This window comes from Caballeronia sp. INDeC2 (assembly GCF_023631325.1).
Classification (GTDB): Bacteria; Pseudomonadota; Gammaproteobacteria; order Burkholderiales; family Burkholderiaceae; genus Caballeronia.
On sequence record NZ_JALQDG010000030.1, the window covers coordinates 174704 to 193365 of the forward strand.

The window sequence follows — 18662 nt, forward strand, 5'->3', positions numbered from 1 at the left end:
GCTTTGACGTTGGTTTGCGCGTGATTTTGCGCATGCTAGACTGCTGTACATGCATACAGTATCCGAGTCCGCCTACACCGTCGCCGTGCGCGCGCTCTGCGAGTTCACCGCGAAACAAGGTGATCTCGATCTGCGCTTCACGCCCACGCCGAGCGCGCAGGAAGGCGTCGCGGGCCACGTCACGGTGACGAGCCGTCGGCCGGCCGGATATCAGAAGGAAATCTCGCTTTCGGAAACCTACGGGCCGCTCTGCGTGCGCGGCCGTGCCGATGGCTACGATCCCGCGCTCAACCGTCTCGAAGAGATCAAGACGCATCGCGGCAAGCTCGAATCGATGCCGCAGAATCATCGACATCTGCATTGGGCGCAGGCGCGTGTGTATGGGCATCTGATGTGCCGCAAGCTCGGGCTCGACGCCATCGAGATTGCGCTCGTGTATTTCGATATCGTCGCTCAGTCGGAAAGCGTGCTCGTCGAAACGCAGACCGCCGACGCGCTCGCCGCGCATTTCGAGGCGCAGTGCGAGCTTTTCATCGCGTGGGCGAAGCAGGAGCTCGCGCACGGCGCGGCGCGCGATGACGCGCTCAAAGCGCTCGCCTTTCCTCACGCGGATTTTCGGCCCGGCCAGCGCGCGCTCGCGGAAGCGGTGTATCGCTCGGCGGTGTCCGGCCGCTGTCTCGCGGCGCAGGCGCCGACCGGCATCGGCAAAACGGTCGGCACGCTCTTTCCGCTGTTAAAGGCGTGGCCGGGCCAGCGGCTCGACAAGATCTTTTTTCTCACGGCGAAGAGCGCTGGACGGCAACTCGCGCTCGATGCGCTGACGACGCTCGCCGCCAGGCCGTTGCGCGTCGTCGAACTCGTCGCGCGCGACAAGGCTTGCGAATATCCCGATCGCGCGTGCCACGGGGAATCGTGTCCGCTCGCGCGGGGCTTCTACGATCGGCTCGCCGGGGCGCGCGCCGCCGCGCTCGACTGCGCGCAACTCGATCGCGCGTCGATCGCGGAGGTCGCACGACGGCACGAAGTCTGCCCATACTATCTGAGCCAGGAACTGTCGCGCTGGGGCGACGTGATCGTCGGCGACTACAACTATTACTTCGATACGAGCGCCATGCTCTTCGCGCTCGCGGAGGCGAATCGCTGGCGCGTGTCGGTGCTCGTCGACGAAGCGCATAACCTCGTCGAACGGGCGCGCGGCATGTATTCTGCGACGCTCGATCAGGCCGCCTTCAACGCGATGCGCCGCGGCGCGCCGCTCGTGCTGAAGCAGGCGCTCGGGCGCGTCGCGCGAAGCTGGAACGAAATCACGCGCGAGCAGGACGCGGCCAACATCGAATACGCGGCGCACACGCAGACGCCCGCGCGGATGCTGACAGCGCTCGGGCAAGCCGTCTCGCTGATGACGGAAACGCTCGGCGAGCAACCCGAGCTCATCACGCCCGAGACCTTGCGCTTCTATTTCGATGCGATGCATTTCACGCGCATCGCCGAACGCTTCGGTCCGCATTCGATCTTCGACATCACGCTTGGCCGGGCGAGTTCGAGCGCAAAGAAACGCAACGCCGTGCTGTGCCTGCGCAACGTGATTCCCGCGCCGCATCTCGCGCCGCGTTTCGCCCGCGCCCACAGCGTGGCGCTTTTTTCCGCGACGCTCACGCCCGCGCACTTCTACACCGATACGCTCGGCCTGCCGGCGTCGAGCGTGCGCGTCGATGTCGAATCGCCCTTTTCCGCCGAACAGCTCGACGTGCGCGCGATCGCCGACCTGTCCACGCGCTATCGCGACCGCGCGCGCTCGGTGGACCGCATCGCGGATCTCATCGCCGCGCAGTTCGAAAGCGCCGAAGGCAACTACCTGAGCTTCTTCAGCAGCTTCGAATATCTGGCGCAAGTCGCGGCGGCGCTCGCGGTTCGTCATCCGTCCATTCCATGTTGGCAGCAATCCCGCGCGATGAGCGAAGCGGCGCAACGCGAGTTTCTCGCGCGCTTCGCCGCCGATGGGCGCGGCGTCGGCTTCGCCGTGCTCGGCGGCGCGTTCGGCGAAGCGATCGATCTGCCCGGCACGCGGCTCATCGGCGCGTTCGTCGCGACGCTCGGTTTGCCGCAGCTCAACCCCGTCAACCAGCAAATGAAAGCGCGCATGCACGAGGCGTTCGGCGAGGGCTACGCGTACACGTATCTTTTTCCCGGCTTGCAGAAAGTCGTGCAGGCGGCCGGGCGCGTGATCCGCGGGCCTCTAGATCGCGGCGTGCTCTATCTGATCGACGACCGTTTCGCACACGCGGAAGTCCGGCGTCTTTTGCCCGCGTGGTGGCAGGTCAAAGTGCTGCGGCAACGTGACCTGGGCGAATCGGGACATCCGACTATTTAGACGCGCACGGCACCGCCGTTAACGGGTTATCGCGGGCATTCGTCTTGCTGCTCTCGGGCGCCTCAGGGACACGGAGATGTCTCGCTACAGGGGCCGAGAGAGCCCACTATTGGAGAACCCACATGTCTGCCGCTCATATCCCGCGACCCATCGATGCGCTCGACATGCTCGAAGCCGAACACCGCGCCATCGAACAACTGTTCGATGCCTTCGAACGCGCGGAACGCGACGATTTCGAGCGCAAGAACAGGCTCGTTCAGCGCGTGTGCGAGCTGCTGACGATCCACGCGATTGTCGAGGAAGAAATGCTTTATCCGGTCGCGCAGAACGCGCTCGGCGCGGATCAACGCATCGACGTTGACGAAGCCTACGTCGAGCATTTTCTGGTGAAGACGCTGATCGAACGATTCGCGAGCCTGAAAGCCGGCGACGACGGTTTCGACGCGACCTTCAAGGTGCTCAAGGAGAACACGACGCATCACATCGAGGAAGAGGAGACGACGCTGTTCCCCGAAGTGCGCAAGACGCGGATGGACCTCGTCGCGATCGGCGCGAACATGGCCGCACGCAAGGCCGCGCTGCAGCAGCGCATCGCCGAGGCTGCGGTCGCGCACTGACGCCTGCGCGAATTGCACAGCAAGACCCGGAGTGCGATCGCCGCGCGCGTGGCGCACACTTGCAGGCAATTCACGCACACCCGGAGACACGACATGAAGGTGCTCGAACGCGCGACGGCCGACGATATCGGCGAACGCATCGACTCGCTCGACTGGGCCGATCTCGAAGCGCAACTCGACAGCTTCGGCTGTGCCACCGCGCCCGCCCTCTTCTCGCAAGCCGAATGCGAAACGCTCGCCGCGCTGTACGACCGCGACGGCATTTTTCGCAGCCGCGTCGTGATGGAGCGCCACGGCTTCGGGCGGGGCGAATACAAATACTTCGCGTATCCGCTGCCTGACGCGATCCAGCACGCGCGGCGCGCGGTCTATCCGCATCTCGCGCCGATCGCCGATCGCTGGAACGAGGTCATGGGCATCGAGACGCGCTATCCGCGCGAGCACGCGGCGTTCATCGAGCGCTGCCATCGCGCGGGGCAGACACGGCCGACGCCGCTCCTGCTACGTTACGTGCCCGGCGATTTCAACTGCCTGCATCAGGATCTCTACGGCGAGCACGTCTTTCCGATTCAGATGGCGATCCTGCTTTCCGCCCCCGGCCGCGATTTCACCGGCGGCGAATTCGTGATGACGGAGCAGCGTCCGCGAATGCAGTCGCGTGTGGAAGCCGTGCCGCTTTCACAAGGCGATGCGGTGTTCTTCGCGGTGCACCACCGGCCGGTACAAGGCACGCGCGGGCCGTATCGGGTGAACATGAAGCACGGCGTGAGCCGCTTGAGATCGGGGCGGCGGCATATGCTCGGCGTGATCTTTCACGACGCGCAGTGAGCGCGCGGCTTATTCGTTCTCGTCGAAGTAATGCCCGAAGCGCGCCTGCTTCGTCTTGATGTAGCGCTCGTTTTCCTCGCGCATCGGGATCGCGAGCGCGACGCGTTCGCAAACGGGAATGTCGTGCTTGAGCAGCGTGTCGAACTTCGACGGATTGTTGCTCATCAAACGCACCGACTTCACGTTCATCGAGCGCAGGATCGCGGCGGCCGAATCGTATTCGCGGGCGTCGTCGGGCAGGCCGAGATGCAGGTTCGCATCGACGGTATCGAGCCCCTGCTCCTGCAGCGCGTACGCGCGGATCTTGTTCGCCAGACCGATGCCGCGCCCTTCATGCCCGCGCAGATACAGCAGAATGCCGCGATCCTCCGCGGCGATATAGCGCAGCGCCAGATCGAGCTGCTCGCCGCAATCGCAGCGATATGAGCCGAACACGTCGCCGGTCACGCATTCGGAATGCAGACGCGTCAACACAGATTCGCCGTTGCTCACGTCGCCCATCACGAACGCGATGTGCTCGACGTCCGTATGCTTCACGCGATAGACGTAGGAATCGAAGGTGCCGTAGCGCGTCGGAATGGTGGCGGTCGCCACGAGTTCGACATCCGCGCACGCTTCGCACTCGCCGAAGCGGTGTTGCGGGTTGTGCACGTCCAGCGGGGGAGAAGCGGTTTTCATAGGTCAATCTGCGAGTCCACGACGCCGGACACCGGCCCGATCATTCCTGCCCCATCGCGCCAGCCCGGTTCGCCATGTTAAAGCCCATCGGGAAAGTTTGCAGATTGTCGCACGGCGCGCGCCGCTTCCCGCGCTTTCCCGTACGGGCGTTCCGCTTATCGAACGCCTGCTTTCTCGCCTTCTCTCACATTTCTTCCTCTCACGCCGGGTTCTCGAAATTGCCGGGACTGCTGTCCGTCGCGCGCCATTCGGGCTTGCGCACCGGATCGGCTTTTTGCAGCGCCGCGCGCACGCCCTCGGCGTCGAGGTCTGCGGTATAGACAGGCGTCGCGGGTTGCTGACGCCACGAATCGTCGATTGCGCCCGCATCGACGGGATCGAAGCCGATTTCATCGACGAGCTTCATGACGACGGCTTTCGCCTTCGCGTCGTCGCCCGCGACCGGCAGCGCGATGCGCCCCGGCGTGCCCGCGGGCTTGCCGCGGTTGCGTAGATGATCCGCGTAAATATTGTTGAACGCCTTCACGACCGGCCGCCCGATCTGCTGCTCGACCCAACGGCTTTCCGGCGTGCCCTTTTCGATGCCATCGATACGTCCGTCGCGCTGTTGCGGATAGTAATTGCCGGTATCGATCACGACGACGCTCGCGGGCACGTCCGCGAACAGATCTTTCGGCAGATTCGGCACTTTCGCCTCGGGAATCGTCACGACGACGACATCCGCTTCCTTCACCGCTTCCCGCGCCTCGACGGCCGTCGCACCGGTTTCGCGTTCCACGTCCGCAAGTGATGCCGGTCCACGCGAATTGGCGATGCGCACGTCGTGCCCGTTCTCGCCGAACCTCAGCGCGAGCACCGTCCCGATATTCCCTGCGCCGATAATTCCGATTTTCATACTGCCTCCTTGAAATAGAACTGAAAGCAACGACGTGCTTTCAAAGGAACCTGCGAGGGTGCTGTGCAATCACAATGCCGCGTACGGGAAAACGACGAATATCGGGACGATAGCCCTTTTCTATTCCGTCAATAAAATCAATCCATTTCGCAGATACGATAGTTTTCCTGTATAGTTCACTTACTTCTTCAACACCACTCCAAAAGGAACCTGGTAAATGCCTATCATCAACAGCCAAGTCAAGCCGTTCAAAGCAACCGCCTACCACAACGGCGAATTCGTGACCGTCACCGACGAAAGCCTGAAGGGCAAGTGGTCGGTGTTCGTGTTCTACCCGGCCGACTTCACGTTCGTGTGCCCGACGGAACTGGGCGACCTGGCTGACCGCTACGAAGAATTCAAGAAGCTGGGCGTGGAAATCTACTCGGTTTCGACCGACACGCACTTCACGCACAAGGCATGGCACGACACGTCGGACACGATCCAGAAGATCCAGTATCCGATGCTCGCCGACCCGACGCTCGCGCTGTCGCGCAACTTCGACGTGCTGATCGAGGAAGAAGGCCTGGCGCTGCGCGGCACGTTCGTGGTCAACCCGGAAGGCGAGATCAAGCTGTGCGAAGTGCACGACAACGGCATCGGCCGCGACGCCGGCGAACTGCTCCGCAAGGTTCAGGCTGCTCAGTACATCGCGAAGAACCCGGGTCAAGTGTGCCCCGCCAAGTGGACGCCGGGCGCTGAAACGCTGACCCCGTCGCTCGACCTGATCGGCAAGATCTAAGCCTCGTTTTTCGCGAGCGCTGCATCGAATCTGCCGCGAGTGGCGGCAGGTTCACCCCAAAAGACGCCTTCGTCCGGCGCTGCGATAAACGCAGCGTCGCGGCGAGGTGCGTCTGCATCACCCCAAGTCAAGGAACGGACATCGCCATGCTCGACGCCAATCTCAAGAACCAATTAAAAGCGTATCTGGAAAAAGTCTCCCGGCCGATCGAACTCGTCGCCTTCCTCGACGACGGCGACAAGTCGCGCGAGCTGAAAAGCCTGCTCGACGAGATCGCCTCGCTGTCGCATCGGATCAGCGTCGTCGAGAAAGAGGACGCCAGCGTGCGTCGTCCGTCCTTTACCATCGGCGAAGCGGGCAAGCCCGCGGGCATCCGGTTCGCCGGCATCCCGATGGGCCATGAATTCACGTCGCTCGTGCTTGCGCTTCTGCAGACGGGCGGCCATCCGATCAAGCTCGACGACGCCACCATCGAGCAGATCCGCAATCTCGACGGCGACTACGCCTTCGAGACGTATTTCTCGCTGTCGTGCCAGAACTGCCCGGAAGTCGTGCAGGCGCTGAACGTGATGGCGATCATCAACCCGCGCATCAAGCACGTCGCGATCGACGGCGCGCTGTTCCAGAAGGAAGTGGAAGCGCGCCAGGTCATGTCCGTGCCGATGATGTTCGTCAACGGCGACAGTTTCGGTTCGGGCCGCATGGGCGTGAAGGAAATTCTGGCGAAGCTCGACACGGGCGCATCGGCGCGAGCGGCGAAGGAGCTGGACAACAAGCCGGTGTTCGACACGCTGATCGTCGGCGGCGGCCCTGCGGGCGCGGCGGCGGCGATCTATTCGGCGCGCAAGGGCATCGCGACGGGCGTCGTCGCGGAGCGCTTCGGCGGCCAGGTGCTCGACACGATGGCGATCGAAAACTTCGTCTCCGTGAAGGAAACCGAAGGACCGAAGTTCGCGACCGCGCTCGAAGAGCACGTTAAGAGCTATGAAGTCGACGTGATGGACCTGCAGCGCGCCGAAAGGCTCGTGCCGGGCCGCATCAACGAGATTCATCTCGCGAACGGCGCGGTGCTGAAGGCGAAGACGGTGATTCTGTCGACCGGCGCGCGCTGGCGCGAGATCAACGTGCCAGGCGAGCGCGAGTATCGCGGCCGCGGCGTGGCGTACTGCCCGCACTGCGACGGCCCGCTCTTCAAGGGCAAGCGCGTCGCGGTGGTAGGCGGCGGCAATTCGGGCGTCGAAGCGGCGATCGATCTCGCGGGGCTCGTCTCGGCGGTCACGCTGATCGAGTTCGGCAACGAGCTGCGCGCCGATGCGGTGTTGCAAAAGAAGCTGCGCAGCCTGCCGAACGTGACCATCGTCACAGAGGGGCAGACGACCGAAATCACCGGCGACGGCAAGAAAGTGAACGGCATCACCTACACGGACCGCGCGACGGGCACGAGCCATCATGTCGAGCTGGAAGGCGTGTTCGTGCAGATCGGCCTCGTGCCGAACACCGAATGGCTGAAGGGCACGGTGGAGCTGTCGAAGTTCGGCGAGATCATCGTCGACGCGAAGGGCGCGACGTCGCTGCCGGGCGTGTTCGCCGCCGGCGACGTGACGACGGTCCCGTACAAGCAGATCGTGATCGCGGCCGGCGAAGGCGCGAAGGCATCGCTGTCGGCGTTCGATCATTTGATCCGCGCGTCGGTGGAAGACGAAGCAGTGGTCGAAGAAGAAGCGGCGGCCTGAGCGTAGCGCGGACGTCGTAGTGACCGGAAGGCGAACGGGGCAACCCGTTCGCCTTTTTTTGTTTATCTGGCCTCTGGCGGCTTCGGCTCCAGCACGATAGGGAACGTCACCTCGAACACGCTGCCGTGCCCTTTCGACGACTGGAACCGCAACTCCCCTTCCAGCGTGCGCGACAACTCCTTGACGATGGCAAGCCCGAGCCCCGCGCCGGGGATATCGTCATCGGCGGCACGCTCGAATTCTTCGAACACGCGCTCCTGATCCGCCGCGCCGATGCCCACGCCCGTATCGGCGACGCGCAGCTTCCAGCGTGCGTCGGGCGCGGCGGCAATCGCCAGCACGATCTCCCCCGACGACGTGTATTTGATCGCGTTCGTCAGCAGATTCAGCGCGACCTGCTTCACCTTCAGCCGGTTCGACGTCACCGTGCAAAGCACCGGATCGAACTGGCCGATGAGCTTGAGCCCCTTCGCCTCGGTCGAGACGCGGCACGCCTGCATCAGCTCGTCGAACAGGCCGACGAGATCGAACGGCTCGACCGTGAGCAGCGAATCGTCGCCGAGCACTTTCGAATATTCGACCATTTCATCGACGAGCGTCGCCATGTCGCCGACCTGCCGGTTCGCGAGACCGAGCGCCGTATCGCGCTTCGCGGGCGAGCGCCCGGCGAGTTGCAGCGCCGTCGAGAACACGTTCAGGAAGTTGCGCAGATCGTGCGCGACGCGCCGCGTGATTTGCATGCGCGTCTCGTACAGATCGCTGATGAGTTTCTGCCGCAGCGTCAGTTCATAGTTCGCGCGCTCCAGCATGCCGGTGTATTCGTCGATCTTGCGATCGCGTTCGCCGATCGCCTCGCGTATCGACGCGAGCGTGACGAAGCTCACCACCTCGTCGGTCATGAGGCGCGCGTGCTCCTCGTCCGCGCGCGAGAAATCGTCATGCGTGCCGGCATATTCGCCGATCGCGAGCAGCAGCACCTGACGGAACAGATCGAGCTCGCGCACGAGTTCATCGACTCGATAACCCTGCTGCCAGCGCCATTGCCCGTGCTGGCGCGCGTCGTGTTCGATCGCGCCTTCCTGGTCGCGCAGATTGCGCGATTCCAGCACGACGCAGATTTCCTCGAAGATGCTCGGCAGATGATCGGCGAGCTGCCGGTAGGTGAGTTGATCGGAATGTTCGACTTCCTGATCGCCGAACACGAGCTTCATCCATCGCTCGGTGAGTGCGGGTTGTTGCTCGCGCAGCGCGGCCACGAGACCCTTCAAGCCGCCGACTGACGTGTCGCTCATCTGCGAGTCCCCGATTGCTTAGGGCGCCGGAGGACGGCGCGCGGTGATCGTGATAGGCACCCGAAAGCATTTCCCGATGTTGCCCGGAGCCGCCCGCGAATGCTTCGCCAGTATAGGCGCGATGCTTGCGCGGATGGGACATATCCGAGTTATCCCTTGGACTTTTCCTAACGCGCCGCATGCACTGGATTCAGTATTCCATTCAGATGTCGCTGCGGGGTTTTGATGCGCACAAGTTCGACCCATCGGCAGGAACGTGCAGAATTGCGCCTGTTCCCATCACACGATCGACTGGAGCCCGACATGACGACATCATCGGCCGACTGGCAAGCCCGCCAGTACGCGCTATTCGAAGCGGAGCGCACGCGTCCGGTGCGCGATCTGTTGAACGCGACGCAAGCGCAGACCGCGCGCACGGCGGTCGATCTCGGCTGCGGCCCCGGCAACTCGACCGAAACGCTTATCGACTACGCGCCGAACGCGCGCGTCATCGGCGTCGACAATTCCAGCGACATGATCGATGCGGCGCGAAAGCGTCTGCCGCACGTCGAATTCGAACTCGCCGATATTTCCGCGTGGCACCGCGAAGGTCCGTTCGATCTGATCCTCGCGAACGCGTCGCTGCAGTGGGTGCCCGAGCACGAGACGCTGTTTCCGTCGCTCGTCGGCAAGCTCTCGGAGGGCGGCAGGCTCGCCGTGCAGATGCCCGACAATCTCGACGAGCCCGCGCATCGGCTGATGCGCGAAACCGCCGCCGACGGTCCGTGGCGCGACAAGCTCAAAGGCGTGGAACGCACGGCGCGCTACCGGGCGGACGCCTACTACTCGCTACTCAAGCCGCATTGCGCGCGTGTGGACGTGTGGCGCACCACCTACCATCATCCGCTCAATGGCGGCGTGGACGCGGTCATCGAATGGTTCAAAGGCAGCGGGCTGCGGCCGTTCCTTGCGAAGCTCGGCGCAGACGAAACGACCGCGTTCCTCGATCGTTATCGCACGGCGCTGCAAGCCGCCTACACGGTGCTCGACGACGGCACGGTGCTGCTGCCCTTCCCGCGCATCTTCATCGTCGCGACTCGCTGAGTCTGGCTGAGCTTCAATGCGGCCGGCTCTGTTCGCGCAGCATCTGCACGAACTGGCGCGCGGCCGGCGAGAGTTCCCCGCCCTTGCGCGTGACGATGCCGTAGGTCTGCGACTTCGACTTCATGCGCACCGGCAGAACGCGCAGCATGCCGCTACGCTCGAACACCTTCGCGACGCTCGCCGGCAGGATCGACACGAGTTCCGGGCTTTCCTGCAGCAGCGTCACCGTCATGAGCGGCGAGGCGGTGGAAATCAGATTGGCCGGCATCGGCAGGCCGGCGAGATCGAGCTCGCGTTCGAGCAGCGCGCTCATCGGCATGAAACTCGGATACGTGACCCAGCGATAACGGGCGAGGTCCGCGAAACGCACATCCTCTTCGCCCGTGCGCTCGTGGGCGTGGCCGACGACCACGCAAAGCGGCTCGTCCGCGAGCGGCTGATAGTGATATTTCGACGGCTGATCCGACACGCTCGACCGGCCGATCACGAGATCGACGCGGCCGTCGTCGAGCATCGGCAGCATGCGTGCGCTCGTATCCTCGACGATCTCGATGGCCAGATCCGGGTGTCTCGCGTGCATCTCGTTGACGATCGGCGCGACGACGCCCGGCACCGCGCCCATGATCGTGCCGACCGTCAGCCGCCCGCCCGTGCCCGCGCGGATCTGCGCGACTTCCTGGCACAGCGCGTTGAGATCGGCGGCCAGCACGCGCGCGTAGCGCACCACGCAGCGGCCGAACGGATTCGGGATCAGCCCGCTCTTCGCGCGCTCGAACAGCGGCGCCTCCAACATGGATTCGAGTTCGGCGAGCGCCTTGCTCGCGGCGGATTGCGTCATCGCCATCGCGCTCGACGCCTTGTGCAGCGATTTGTGATCGTCCAGCGCGATCAGCAACTGCAACTGCTTCATGCGCAGCCGCGACATCAATACGTCGAGCGTGTTCTTCATTCTTCGGCCTGCGGAAAAGCGCGGGGTGATTCCAAAAAGCGATCAAGCGATGGAAAGGTTTCACTATACAGACGCCCGCGCGACGCCGTATAGTCGGGCATGAGGCAGTCATCGTACAACTGGCCGCCGCGAATCACTCCAAGCAAGGACGAGACAACATGCAACTCACTGGCAATCTGCTCATCGGTCAGGAATCGGTCTTCGGTTCGAACGGCTCGATCAAGGCCGTCAACGCGTCGACCGGCGCGGCCATCGAACCGGCATTCGGCGGCGCGACGCTCGCCGATCTCGACCGCGCGTGCGCGCTCGCGTGGGCCGCGTTCGATGTCTATCGCGAAACCGCACCGGAGGCGCGCGCGAAGTTTCTCGAAACGATCGCGCAGAACATCCTCGATATCGGCGACGATCTGATCGAGCGGTGCATGATCGAAAGTGGCCTGCCGCGCGCGCGTCTGGAAGGCGAGCGCGGCCGCACGGTCGGCCAGTTGCGCATGTTCGCGGACGTGGTCCGCAACGGCGATTTCCTCGGCGTGCGCATCGATCCGGCGCAGCCCGAGCGCAAGCCGCTGCCGCGCGTCGATCTGCGCCTGCGCCACATCGGCGTCGGCCCGGTCGCCGTGTTCGGCGCGAGCAACTTCCCGCTCGCGTTCTCCGTCGCCGGCGGCGACACGGCGTCGGCGCTCGCGGCCGGCTGCCCGGTCATCGTCAAGGCGCACTCGGCGCATCCGGGCACGGCGGAACTCGTCGGACGCGCAGTGCAGAAGGCGGTGAAGGACTGCGGCATGCCCGAAGGCACGTTTTCGCTGCTGTTCGACAGCGGCCGCGACATCGGTCAGGGTCTCGTCAAGGACAATCGCATCAAGGCAGCCGGCTTCACCGGTTCGCGCGGCGGCGGCACGGCGCTGATGAAACTTGCGGCGGCGCGCACCGAGCCGATTCCCGTCTACGCGGAAATGAGCAGCATCAACCCGGTTCTGCTGTTCCCGGCGGCGCTCGAGAACCGCGGCGAAGCCATCGCCAAGGCGTTCGTGCAGTCGCTCGTGCTCGGCGCGGGCCAGTTCTGCACGAATCCGGGTCTGGTGCTGGCCGTCGACGGTCCGGCTCTCGACACGTTCATCGCGGCGGCATCGGCGGCGCTTTCGGAAACCGCCGCGCAGACGATGCTCACGCCGGGCATCTGCAAGACCTATCGGGGCGCCGTCGAGCGCGCCGCCGGGCATGACGGCGTGACGACCGCCGCGCGCGGCGTCGAGGCGAAAGGCGAGAATCAGGGGCAGTCGGCGCTCTTCGTCACCACTGCCGACGCGTTCCGCAACAGCCACGAACTGCAGGAAGAGATCTTCGGCGCGTCGTCGCTCGTCGTGCGTTGCCCGGATCTCGCGACCATGCTGGATCTGGTCGAATCGCTGGAAGGACAGTTGACTTCGGCGCTGCACATCGACGAAGCGGATTACGCCGATGCGAAGCGCGTCCTCCCCGCGCTCGAACGCCGCACCGGCCGCCTGCTGGTGAACGGCTTCGGCACGGGCGTGGAAGTGGGCCATGCTATGGTGCACGGCGGCCCGTTCCCGTCGACGGCAGATGGCCGCTCGACCTCGGTCGGCAGCCTCGCGATCAACCGCTTTCTGCGTCCGGTGAGCTATCAGGATCTGCCTGACGCGCTCCTGCCCGACGCATTGAAGACGGACAATCCGCTCGGACTGAACCGCCGGATCGACGGCAAGCTGCAACTAGCCGAGTAAGACTTCCTTTTTTCGATCGGACTGACGAGGGCCGCGGCGCGAGATGCGCTCGCGGCCCTCGTCGCTTTGCGAGATATTCGACGATGCTTCGGATCGCTTATTATTTGTCGATCATTCGACTCGTCCGTGTGGGCGCTGAACAACGCCTCGCCGGACGCGCGAAACGCTTTCGCATCAGTGGGTTATCCGCCGATCGCGTCCCCTTGTCGTTTAACGGCTAAGGATTGGCGTCTCCAAACCGCCGGCGCGATCCCAAAATGTCGGAAATATCGTGAGCGATAGAAGCGAGGCGCGCCGCGCGAGCCGGTCCGCGACGCTTTCACATCGACATCGGGCTATGCGCCGGACGCTTCGCTCCGTATGTGCCGTACGAGGCGCGACGCAATGGTGTAGTCGCTTAAGTCTTGCGGCCCGGAAATAGGTGCGAAAGACAATTGACGTCCGATAGCGGTTGAACCATAGTCGGAATTCGTTCCCGCCGGCGCGCAAGCCGCTCGGGAAGAGAATACGAAGGATTGCTGTTGCGGGACTGCGTTCCTGCGTACAGGCGCGACGACCCGGCGCGCATTGGCGGCCACGCGATTTTGGCAACCTCACGCACATGTCCTTCGAGGGCTCCAGCATGACCACGCGTCTGACGTTCCCCGCATCCATGTTCTCCGTCGTCTGCCAGCGGTGCGGCAGCACGGTGCGCAAAAACGCCGACAGTTGCCCCAATTGCGGCGCCGATCGCAACGCCGCGTTCGGGCAGCAGCGCGAATCCGCGCCGGCCAAGCCGCGTGCGAACGTTTTCGAAGAAGCGGCCGCGCCGCTTGCAACGGCGGCGGCTTCGGCATCGTCCACTTCCGCCGCGATCGGCACCGATACTTCCGAGCGCGTCGAGCCGGGCATGCGCTCGCGCTGGACGGAGCGCGCGAGCGAGCGCATCGCGCAGAAAGCGGCGGAATATCGCGCGCGGCGCGCCGAAGAATCCGCGCGTAGCGCCTATGCCGAATCCGGCAACGATCCCGACGCCCTCCCCGGCTCCGAGCGCTGGAGCACGAAGAAGACGGTGATTGCGAGCGCATGCGGGCTCGTGCTGCTGCTCGGCGCGATGTTTTACTACCAGCTCGGCGATTCCGATGGCAGCGGCAGCACGCCATCCGCCGATCACAGCGTCTCGGGCGCGATCGATTCCAAAGTCGGCTCGCTCATGCGCGGCGCGACGGACGCTCCCACCGCCGCCGACCGTCGCGCTGCGGCCGACACGCGTGCGCTCGCCGCCGGCGATACGCTTCAAGGCGTGCGCGTCGCGCTGGATCAGCACGACCTCGCCACCGCCCGCGCGCGGCTCAAAATGCTTCCGGCGCAGCAGCAGGCGCGCGCGGAATACGAAAGCCTGAAGGACGAACTGGTCAAGCGTGAATCGCAACGCGACGCCGCGCTGCAACTCGCGCGCGCCTGCGAGCGGACCTCCGCGTGGGCCTGCGTGCAGCAGAACGCGGGCGAGGCGCTCGCGCTCGACGGCGGCAATATCGAATCCCAGTCGATGCTCGAACGCGTGGTCTCCCATGCGGGCTGGCTCGCGCCGACAGCGGCGGCCGCGCTCGCCAGGAAGGGTCCGGGCACGGCGGCTCCGTCGGCGGTGGTGAATACGCCCGATACGACGAACACGACCGCCGCCACGCCCGCGCCGCTTTCCGCGCAGGCAAACGTTGCAGCGGTCGCGCCGGGTACGAAGTCGAACGTCGTCGCGCAGAAACCCGCCGTGGAGCGGCGCGCGGGTCAGCGCAGCGCCGCGCGCCAGGCCGACGACGAAGCCTACGAATCGCGTGCGGACAAGATCGCGCGCGCGCAGGCGGCGACTGCGGCGATCACCGCCATGACGATCGTGCCTCCCGCCGCGCCCACCGCGCCCGCCGTCGCCACGACAATGACGAAGCCCGCGGCCACCGCACCCGCGCCCGCCGCGCAGGCGGCCCCGCAAGCGACCACGCAGGCCGCCGCGCCCGCGCCTTCGCAGCCGGCGGCGAAAGCCACTCCGGCGCCCGTCACGCAGGCGGCGCGCACGCCCTACTATCTCGGCGACGAAGACGCGCAGCCATCCGCCGCCGCCAACAACGCGCGCCCCGCGAATCCACGCGCGGCGCCCTACTATCTCGGCGACGAGCCGCCGCAACAGGCCGCTCGCCCGGCCAATCCGCGCGGCGCGTATTACCTCGGCGAAGATCCGCCGCAGCCATCGGCGCCGGCGACGAAGGCCGCCGTGCCGCGGCCGCCGCAATCCGGTAACCAGAGCAGCGCGCTGCCGCCATCCACCGCAACGATGCAAGCCGCCGTGCCGCACCCGCCCGCGGCAGCGGCCGCAGCCGTCGCGCAACCCGTCGCGCAGACTGCCGCCGTGCAGCGCGCGCTGCCGGTCGTGAATCAGCCCGTCGCGCAGACGAACGCGACCGCGCGCGCCACGCAGACGAGCGCTGCGGCATCGCCGCAATTCGGCAACGTGCCGGCGGGGTCGCATCTCGACTCCGACAAGTCCGAAGAACTCGAGCGCGCCATCAAGCAATACGGCTGGAGCGGCGGCGACCCGGCGTCCAAGCCGTCGCGCTGAGAAAAAAGCAGAAGAACACACGGAGACAACGACGACGCACGGCAAGCACGCGCCACGCACCTTCGCGTTGAGCCGCATGTGAGCAACCGGGCATGAGCGAATTGCGCGCTTTGCGGACGATTTCCGCGTCGCGCGAGTTTCAAAAGCACCCGTCCAACTCAGATCAAAGGGTCAATCATGTTCACCACAAAAAGCATGCGCAACGCCGCACGGGGCGCGCTGGCGCTCCTTGCCACAGCCGGGCTGATCGGCGCGGGATCGAGCTTCGCCGCCGATCCGCTCCCCTACAAGATCACGACGGGTCAGGAGCGCGGCACGTATATCCAGATCGGCCAGGACTTGTCGAAGTACGTGGCCGAACCGGCGGGCATCGAACTGGAAGTGCTGCCGTCGAAGGGATCGGCGGAAAACGTGCAGCGCATGCGCTACGAGCCCGGCGTGAAGTTCGCGCTCGTGCAGTCGGACGTGTATCAGGCGTACATGGACATGGCGACCTCGGGCAACGCCGACGCGGGCAAGATCATCAAGCCGTTGCGGCTCATCATGCCGCTCTACGACGAGGAAATTTACTTCGTGACGCGCGCCGACTCGCCGATGAAGTTCATCCACGAGATCAAGGGCAAGAACATCAGCGTCGGGCCGATCGGCAGCGGCACGGCGCAATCGGCGGAGACGCTGTATCGGCTGATGTTCGGCGAGCCGATCGCCGATGCCAACGAGCAGCATCTGAACAACGAGGATTCGCTCGCGCGGCTGATCGTCGGGAAGATCGATGTCGCGGTGATCGTCGCGGGCCAGCCGGCGAAGCTCTTTCAGGACATGAATCCCGAGTTGCTCAAGCAGATCAAGCTGCTGCGCCTCGATTCGAGCGCGCCCGAAACCGCGCGCGCGAAGCAGACCTATTTCCCCGCGACGATCCGCACGTCGAGCTATCCGAACTGGATTCAGGAAGACACGCCGACGCTCACCGTGAAGGCTTTTCTCGTGACCTACGATTACGGCCTGCGCGGCACGGTCGGGGCGCTCTCGAAATTCGCGGATTCGCTGTGCACCAACTTCGACACACTGCAGGCCAACGGCCATCCGAAGTGGAAACAGGTGCACCTCGAACTGCCGCCGCTCACGAAAGGCTGGAAATACTACCCGCCGATGGAGAAGCACTTGCGCGCGTGCATCGCGCAACGCACGGCGGCGGCCGAGCAATCGCAGACTCCGGCGCGCAAGGTCGCGGCCCGCGACGCGGACGCAGCCGCGCAAAAGCCGAAAAAGGCGAGCTGCAGCGCGCAGGAAAAGCTGCTGCTGCTGTGCGATCAGTGATGCGCCGAAGCTAGCGGGCGAGCGTCGGCATGAGCGCGGCCAGGCGTTTCATGCCGCGCTCGATCGCCGCGGCGCTCGTTCCTCCGTAGCCGAACAGCACGCCTTGCTGCGCCGGCTCGCCCGCGTAGAACGCGCGGATGCCATACAGTCCGACCGACACGGCGCGCGCCGCCGCGACCACATCGTCCTCTCGCAGCGAACCGGCGAGCCGCGCGACGAGATGGATGCCCGCCGTCGACGGCATCGGCTCGAACCAGGGCGCAAGCTCGCCTTTCAGGCCGTCGAGCAGGATCGCGCGGCGTTGCGCGTAAGCCTTGTGCATGCGGCGCAGGTGCTTCGCGTATTCGCCGTCGAGCATGAACGCGCCGAGCGCCGTTTGCGTCATCATGCAACTGTGCCAGTCGCAGATTTGCTTCGCGTTCCACATCGCCTCGGATAGCGTCGCGGGCGGCACGACGTAGCCGAGCCGCAGATCGGGGAAAAGCGTCTTCGAAAAGGTGCCGACATACGCGACGAGCCCCGCGCGATCCAGGCTTTTCAGCGATTCCACCGGTCTTCCTTCGAAGCGGAATTCGCCGTCGTAGTCGTCCTCGACGATCATCGCGCCGCGCTTCGCGGCCCATTCGAGCAGTTCGACGCGCCGGTCGAGGCTCATCGGCATGCCGAGCGGAAACTGATGCGACGGCGTCACGTAGACGAGGCGCGTATTGCGCGGCAGCTTTTTCACGACAATGCCCTCGCCATCGACCGGCACGTAGGCGATGCGCGCGCCCAGCGCCGCGAACAACGCGCGCGCGGGCGGATAGCCCGGTTCCTCGACCGCGACGACATCGCCCGGCTGGATCGTGATGCGCGCGAGCAGATCGAGCGCCTGCTGCGCGCCTTGCGTCACGATCACGTCCTGCCAGTTGCACACGACCGCGCGGCTGAACCCGAGATAACGCGCGATGCCGAGCCGCAGTTCCTGTTCGCCGCCCGGATCGCGATAGCCCGCGAAGCCGTCGGTCGCGCGCGCCTGCGTGCGCAATGCCTGATGGAGGCAGCGCCGCCACGCGTCGTAGGGAAAGAGCGTCTTGTCGGTCACGCCGCCCTTGAAATCGCAGTCGAGCGTTTCGTGCGCGGGCGGCATCGGCATGGCCATGCGCTCGGGCATCTTGCGCCAGATGCCCGTCGCACGGGCGCGCGCCGAGACGGGTTCGGCCTGCGCGGATGGCAGCCGCGTGAGGCCTTCGGCGACGAACGTACCGTCGCCTGCGCGCGTGCGCAGATAACCTTCGGCGATGAGCCGTTCGAAGACATCGAGCGTGGTCTTGCGCGAGACGCCGAGCTGCGCGGCGAGATCGCGCGTGGATGGCAGCCGCGCGTTCGCGGCCAGCCGTCCTTCGACGATGCCCGCTCGCAGTTGGCCGTAGATCTGGCCGGTCAGGTCGCGGCGGCCGTGCAGGGTGATGTGGATGTCCAAGGGCGATAGCGACCGGCACGACTACAGTTGATAGGGCATCCGCACGCCTGGATCATCGGGCGGGAAGTCCTTCGAGTTTCGTGAAACCAGAGGCGCATTCACCGATTGCGCCGACGCCCATACGATCGCGTCCGGCAGCTTGATGCGCGACTTCTCGCGTATGCCGACGGCGCGATCCGCGACGGACGCATCGGGCGACACGAGATCGAAGGTGGACAGCCATGCCCGAAGCGACGATTCGTTGTCCGGCGTGGCTCCCAAACGGACCTCCATCAGTTTGACGATGCTGATCGAACGCTCTTCATAACGCTCGACCGGCGCTTG

Annotated in this window: 15 protein-coding genes; 9 read left to right on the forward strand and 6 right to left on the reverse strand. The window is 65.1% G+C overall.

Translation table 11 applies throughout. The features are described 5' to 3' along the window. The first annotated feature begins 49 nt into the window (after window positions 1-49). The 3 genes from NCS28_RS19310 to NCS28_RS19320 all read left to right on the forward strand — a co-directional run bounded on the left by NCS28_RS19310 (window position 50) and on the right by NCS28_RS19320 (window position 3816). Entirely contained in the window at window positions 50-2371 is a 2322-nt protein-coding gene (locus NCS28_RS19310; protein WP_250515363.1) for an ATP-dependent DNA helicase, read from the forward strand. A 122-nt stretch (window positions 2372-2493) separates the two neighbouring features. Next, window positions 2494-2988, forward strand: a complete 495-nt coding sequence (locus NCS28_RS19315; protein WP_250515364.1) for a hemerythrin domain-containing protein — start codon at window positions 2494-2496, stop codon at window positions 2986-2988. A gap of 93 nt (window positions 2989-3081) precedes the next feature. After that, on the forward strand, window positions 3082-3816 hold the full coding sequence (locus NCS28_RS19320; RefSeq protein ID WP_250515365.1) for a 2OG-Fe(II) oxygenase: 735 nt from the start codon (window positions 3082-3084) through the stop codon (window positions 3814-3816). A 9-nt stretch (window positions 3817-3825) separates the two neighbouring features. Here NCS28_RS19320 and ribA read toward each other — a convergent pair whose 3' ends face one another. After that, on the reverse strand, window positions 3826-4494 hold the full coding sequence (gene ribA / locus NCS28_RS19325; protein WP_250515366.1) for a GTP cyclohydrolase II: 669 nt from the start codon (window positions 4492-4494) through the stop codon (window positions 3826-3828). 199 nt (window positions 4495-4693) lie between these two features. Beyond that, window positions 4694-5389 (reverse strand): NADPH-dependent F420 reductase, encoded by a 696-nt coding sequence (locus NCS28_RS19330; protein ID WP_250515367.1) that lies wholly within the window; start codon window positions 5387-5389, stop codon window positions 4694-4696. Between the two features lie 217 nt (window positions 5390-5606). Between NCS28_RS19330 and ahpC the strand changes: the two genes are divergently transcribed. Continuing rightward, a complete protein-coding gene (ahpC, locus tag NCS28_RS19335; RefSeq protein WP_250515368.1) occupies window positions 5607-6170 on the forward strand; it encodes an alkyl hydroperoxide reductase subunit C in 564 nt (187 codons plus the stop codon). Window positions 6171-6316: 146 nt separating this feature from the next. Continuing rightward, on the forward strand, window positions 6317-7903 hold the full coding sequence (gene ahpF, locus NCS28_RS19340; protein WP_250515369.1) for an alkyl hydroperoxide reductase subunit F: 1587 nt from the start codon (window positions 6317-6319) through the stop codon (window positions 7901-7903). A 62-nt stretch (window positions 7904-7965) separates the two neighbouring features. On the opposite strand, the gene NCS28_RS19345 is transcribed toward ahpF, so the two are convergent. Next, window positions 7966-9195: a sensor histidine kinase gene (locus tag NCS28_RS19345; protein WP_250515370.1), complete on the reverse strand. Its 1230-nt coding sequence runs from the start codon at window positions 9193-9195 to the stop codon at window positions 7966-7968. 303 nt (window positions 9196-9498) lie between these two features. Between NCS28_RS19345 and tam the strand changes: the two genes are divergently transcribed. Further along, complete coding sequence (gene tam / locus NCS28_RS19350; RefSeq protein WP_250515371.1) at window positions 9499-10278, forward strand: trans-aconitate 2-methyltransferase; 780 nt, start codon at window positions 9499-9501, stop codon at window positions 10276-10278. Between the two features lie 13 nt (window positions 10279-10291). Here the strand turns inward: tam and NCS28_RS19355 are convergent, their stop codons facing one another. After that, window positions 10292-11227 (reverse strand): LysR family transcriptional regulator, encoded by a 936-nt coding sequence (locus NCS28_RS19355; RefSeq protein ID WP_250515372.1) that lies wholly within the window; start codon window positions 11225-11227, stop codon window positions 10292-10294. A gap of 158 nt (window positions 11228-11385) precedes the next feature. Here NCS28_RS19355 and NCS28_RS19360 point away from each other — a divergent pair, with 158 nt between their 5' ends. The 3 genes from NCS28_RS19360 (at window position 11386) to NCS28_RS19370 (ending at window position 16876) form a co-directional block, all read left to right on the forward strand. Continuing rightward, entirely contained in the window at window positions 11386-12969 is a 1584-nt protein-coding gene (locus NCS28_RS19360; RefSeq protein ID WP_250515373.1) for an aldehyde dehydrogenase (NADP(+)), read from the forward strand. Between the two features lie 622 nt (window positions 12970-13591). Beyond that, window positions 13592-15559: a zinc ribbon domain-containing protein gene (locus tag NCS28_RS19365; RefSeq protein WP_250515374.1), complete on the forward strand. Its 1968-nt coding sequence runs from the start codon at window positions 13592-13594 to the stop codon at window positions 15557-15559. Window positions 15560-15736: 177 nt separating this feature from the next. Next, the gene (locus NCS28_RS19370) at window positions 15737-16876 is read left to right on the forward strand and encodes a TAXI family TRAP transporter solute-binding subunit (RefSeq protein WP_250515375.1); all 1140 of its coding nucleotides are present in this window, start codon (window positions 15737-15739) and stop codon (window positions 16874-16876) included. A 10-nt stretch (window positions 16877-16886) separates the two neighbouring features. On the opposite strand, the gene pdxR is transcribed toward NCS28_RS19370, so the two are convergent. Together pdxR and NCS28_RS19380 are read right to left on the reverse strand one after the other, a co-directional pair. Beyond that, window positions 16887-18338 carry a MocR-like pyridoxine biosynthesis transcription factor PdxR gene (gene pdxR / locus NCS28_RS19375; RefSeq protein ID WP_250515376.1) on the reverse strand — a complete coding sequence of 484 codons (1452 nt, stop codon included), beginning with the start codon at window positions 18336-18338 and terminating at the stop codon, window positions 16887-16889. Between the two features lie 21 nt (window positions 18339-18359). After that, window positions 18360-18599 carry a PIN domain-containing protein gene (locus NCS28_RS19380; protein ID WP_250515377.1) on the reverse strand — a complete coding sequence of 80 codons (240 nt, stop codon included), beginning with the start codon at window positions 18597-18599 and terminating at the stop codon, window positions 18360-18362. Window positions 18600-18662: the final 63 nt, after the last annotated feature.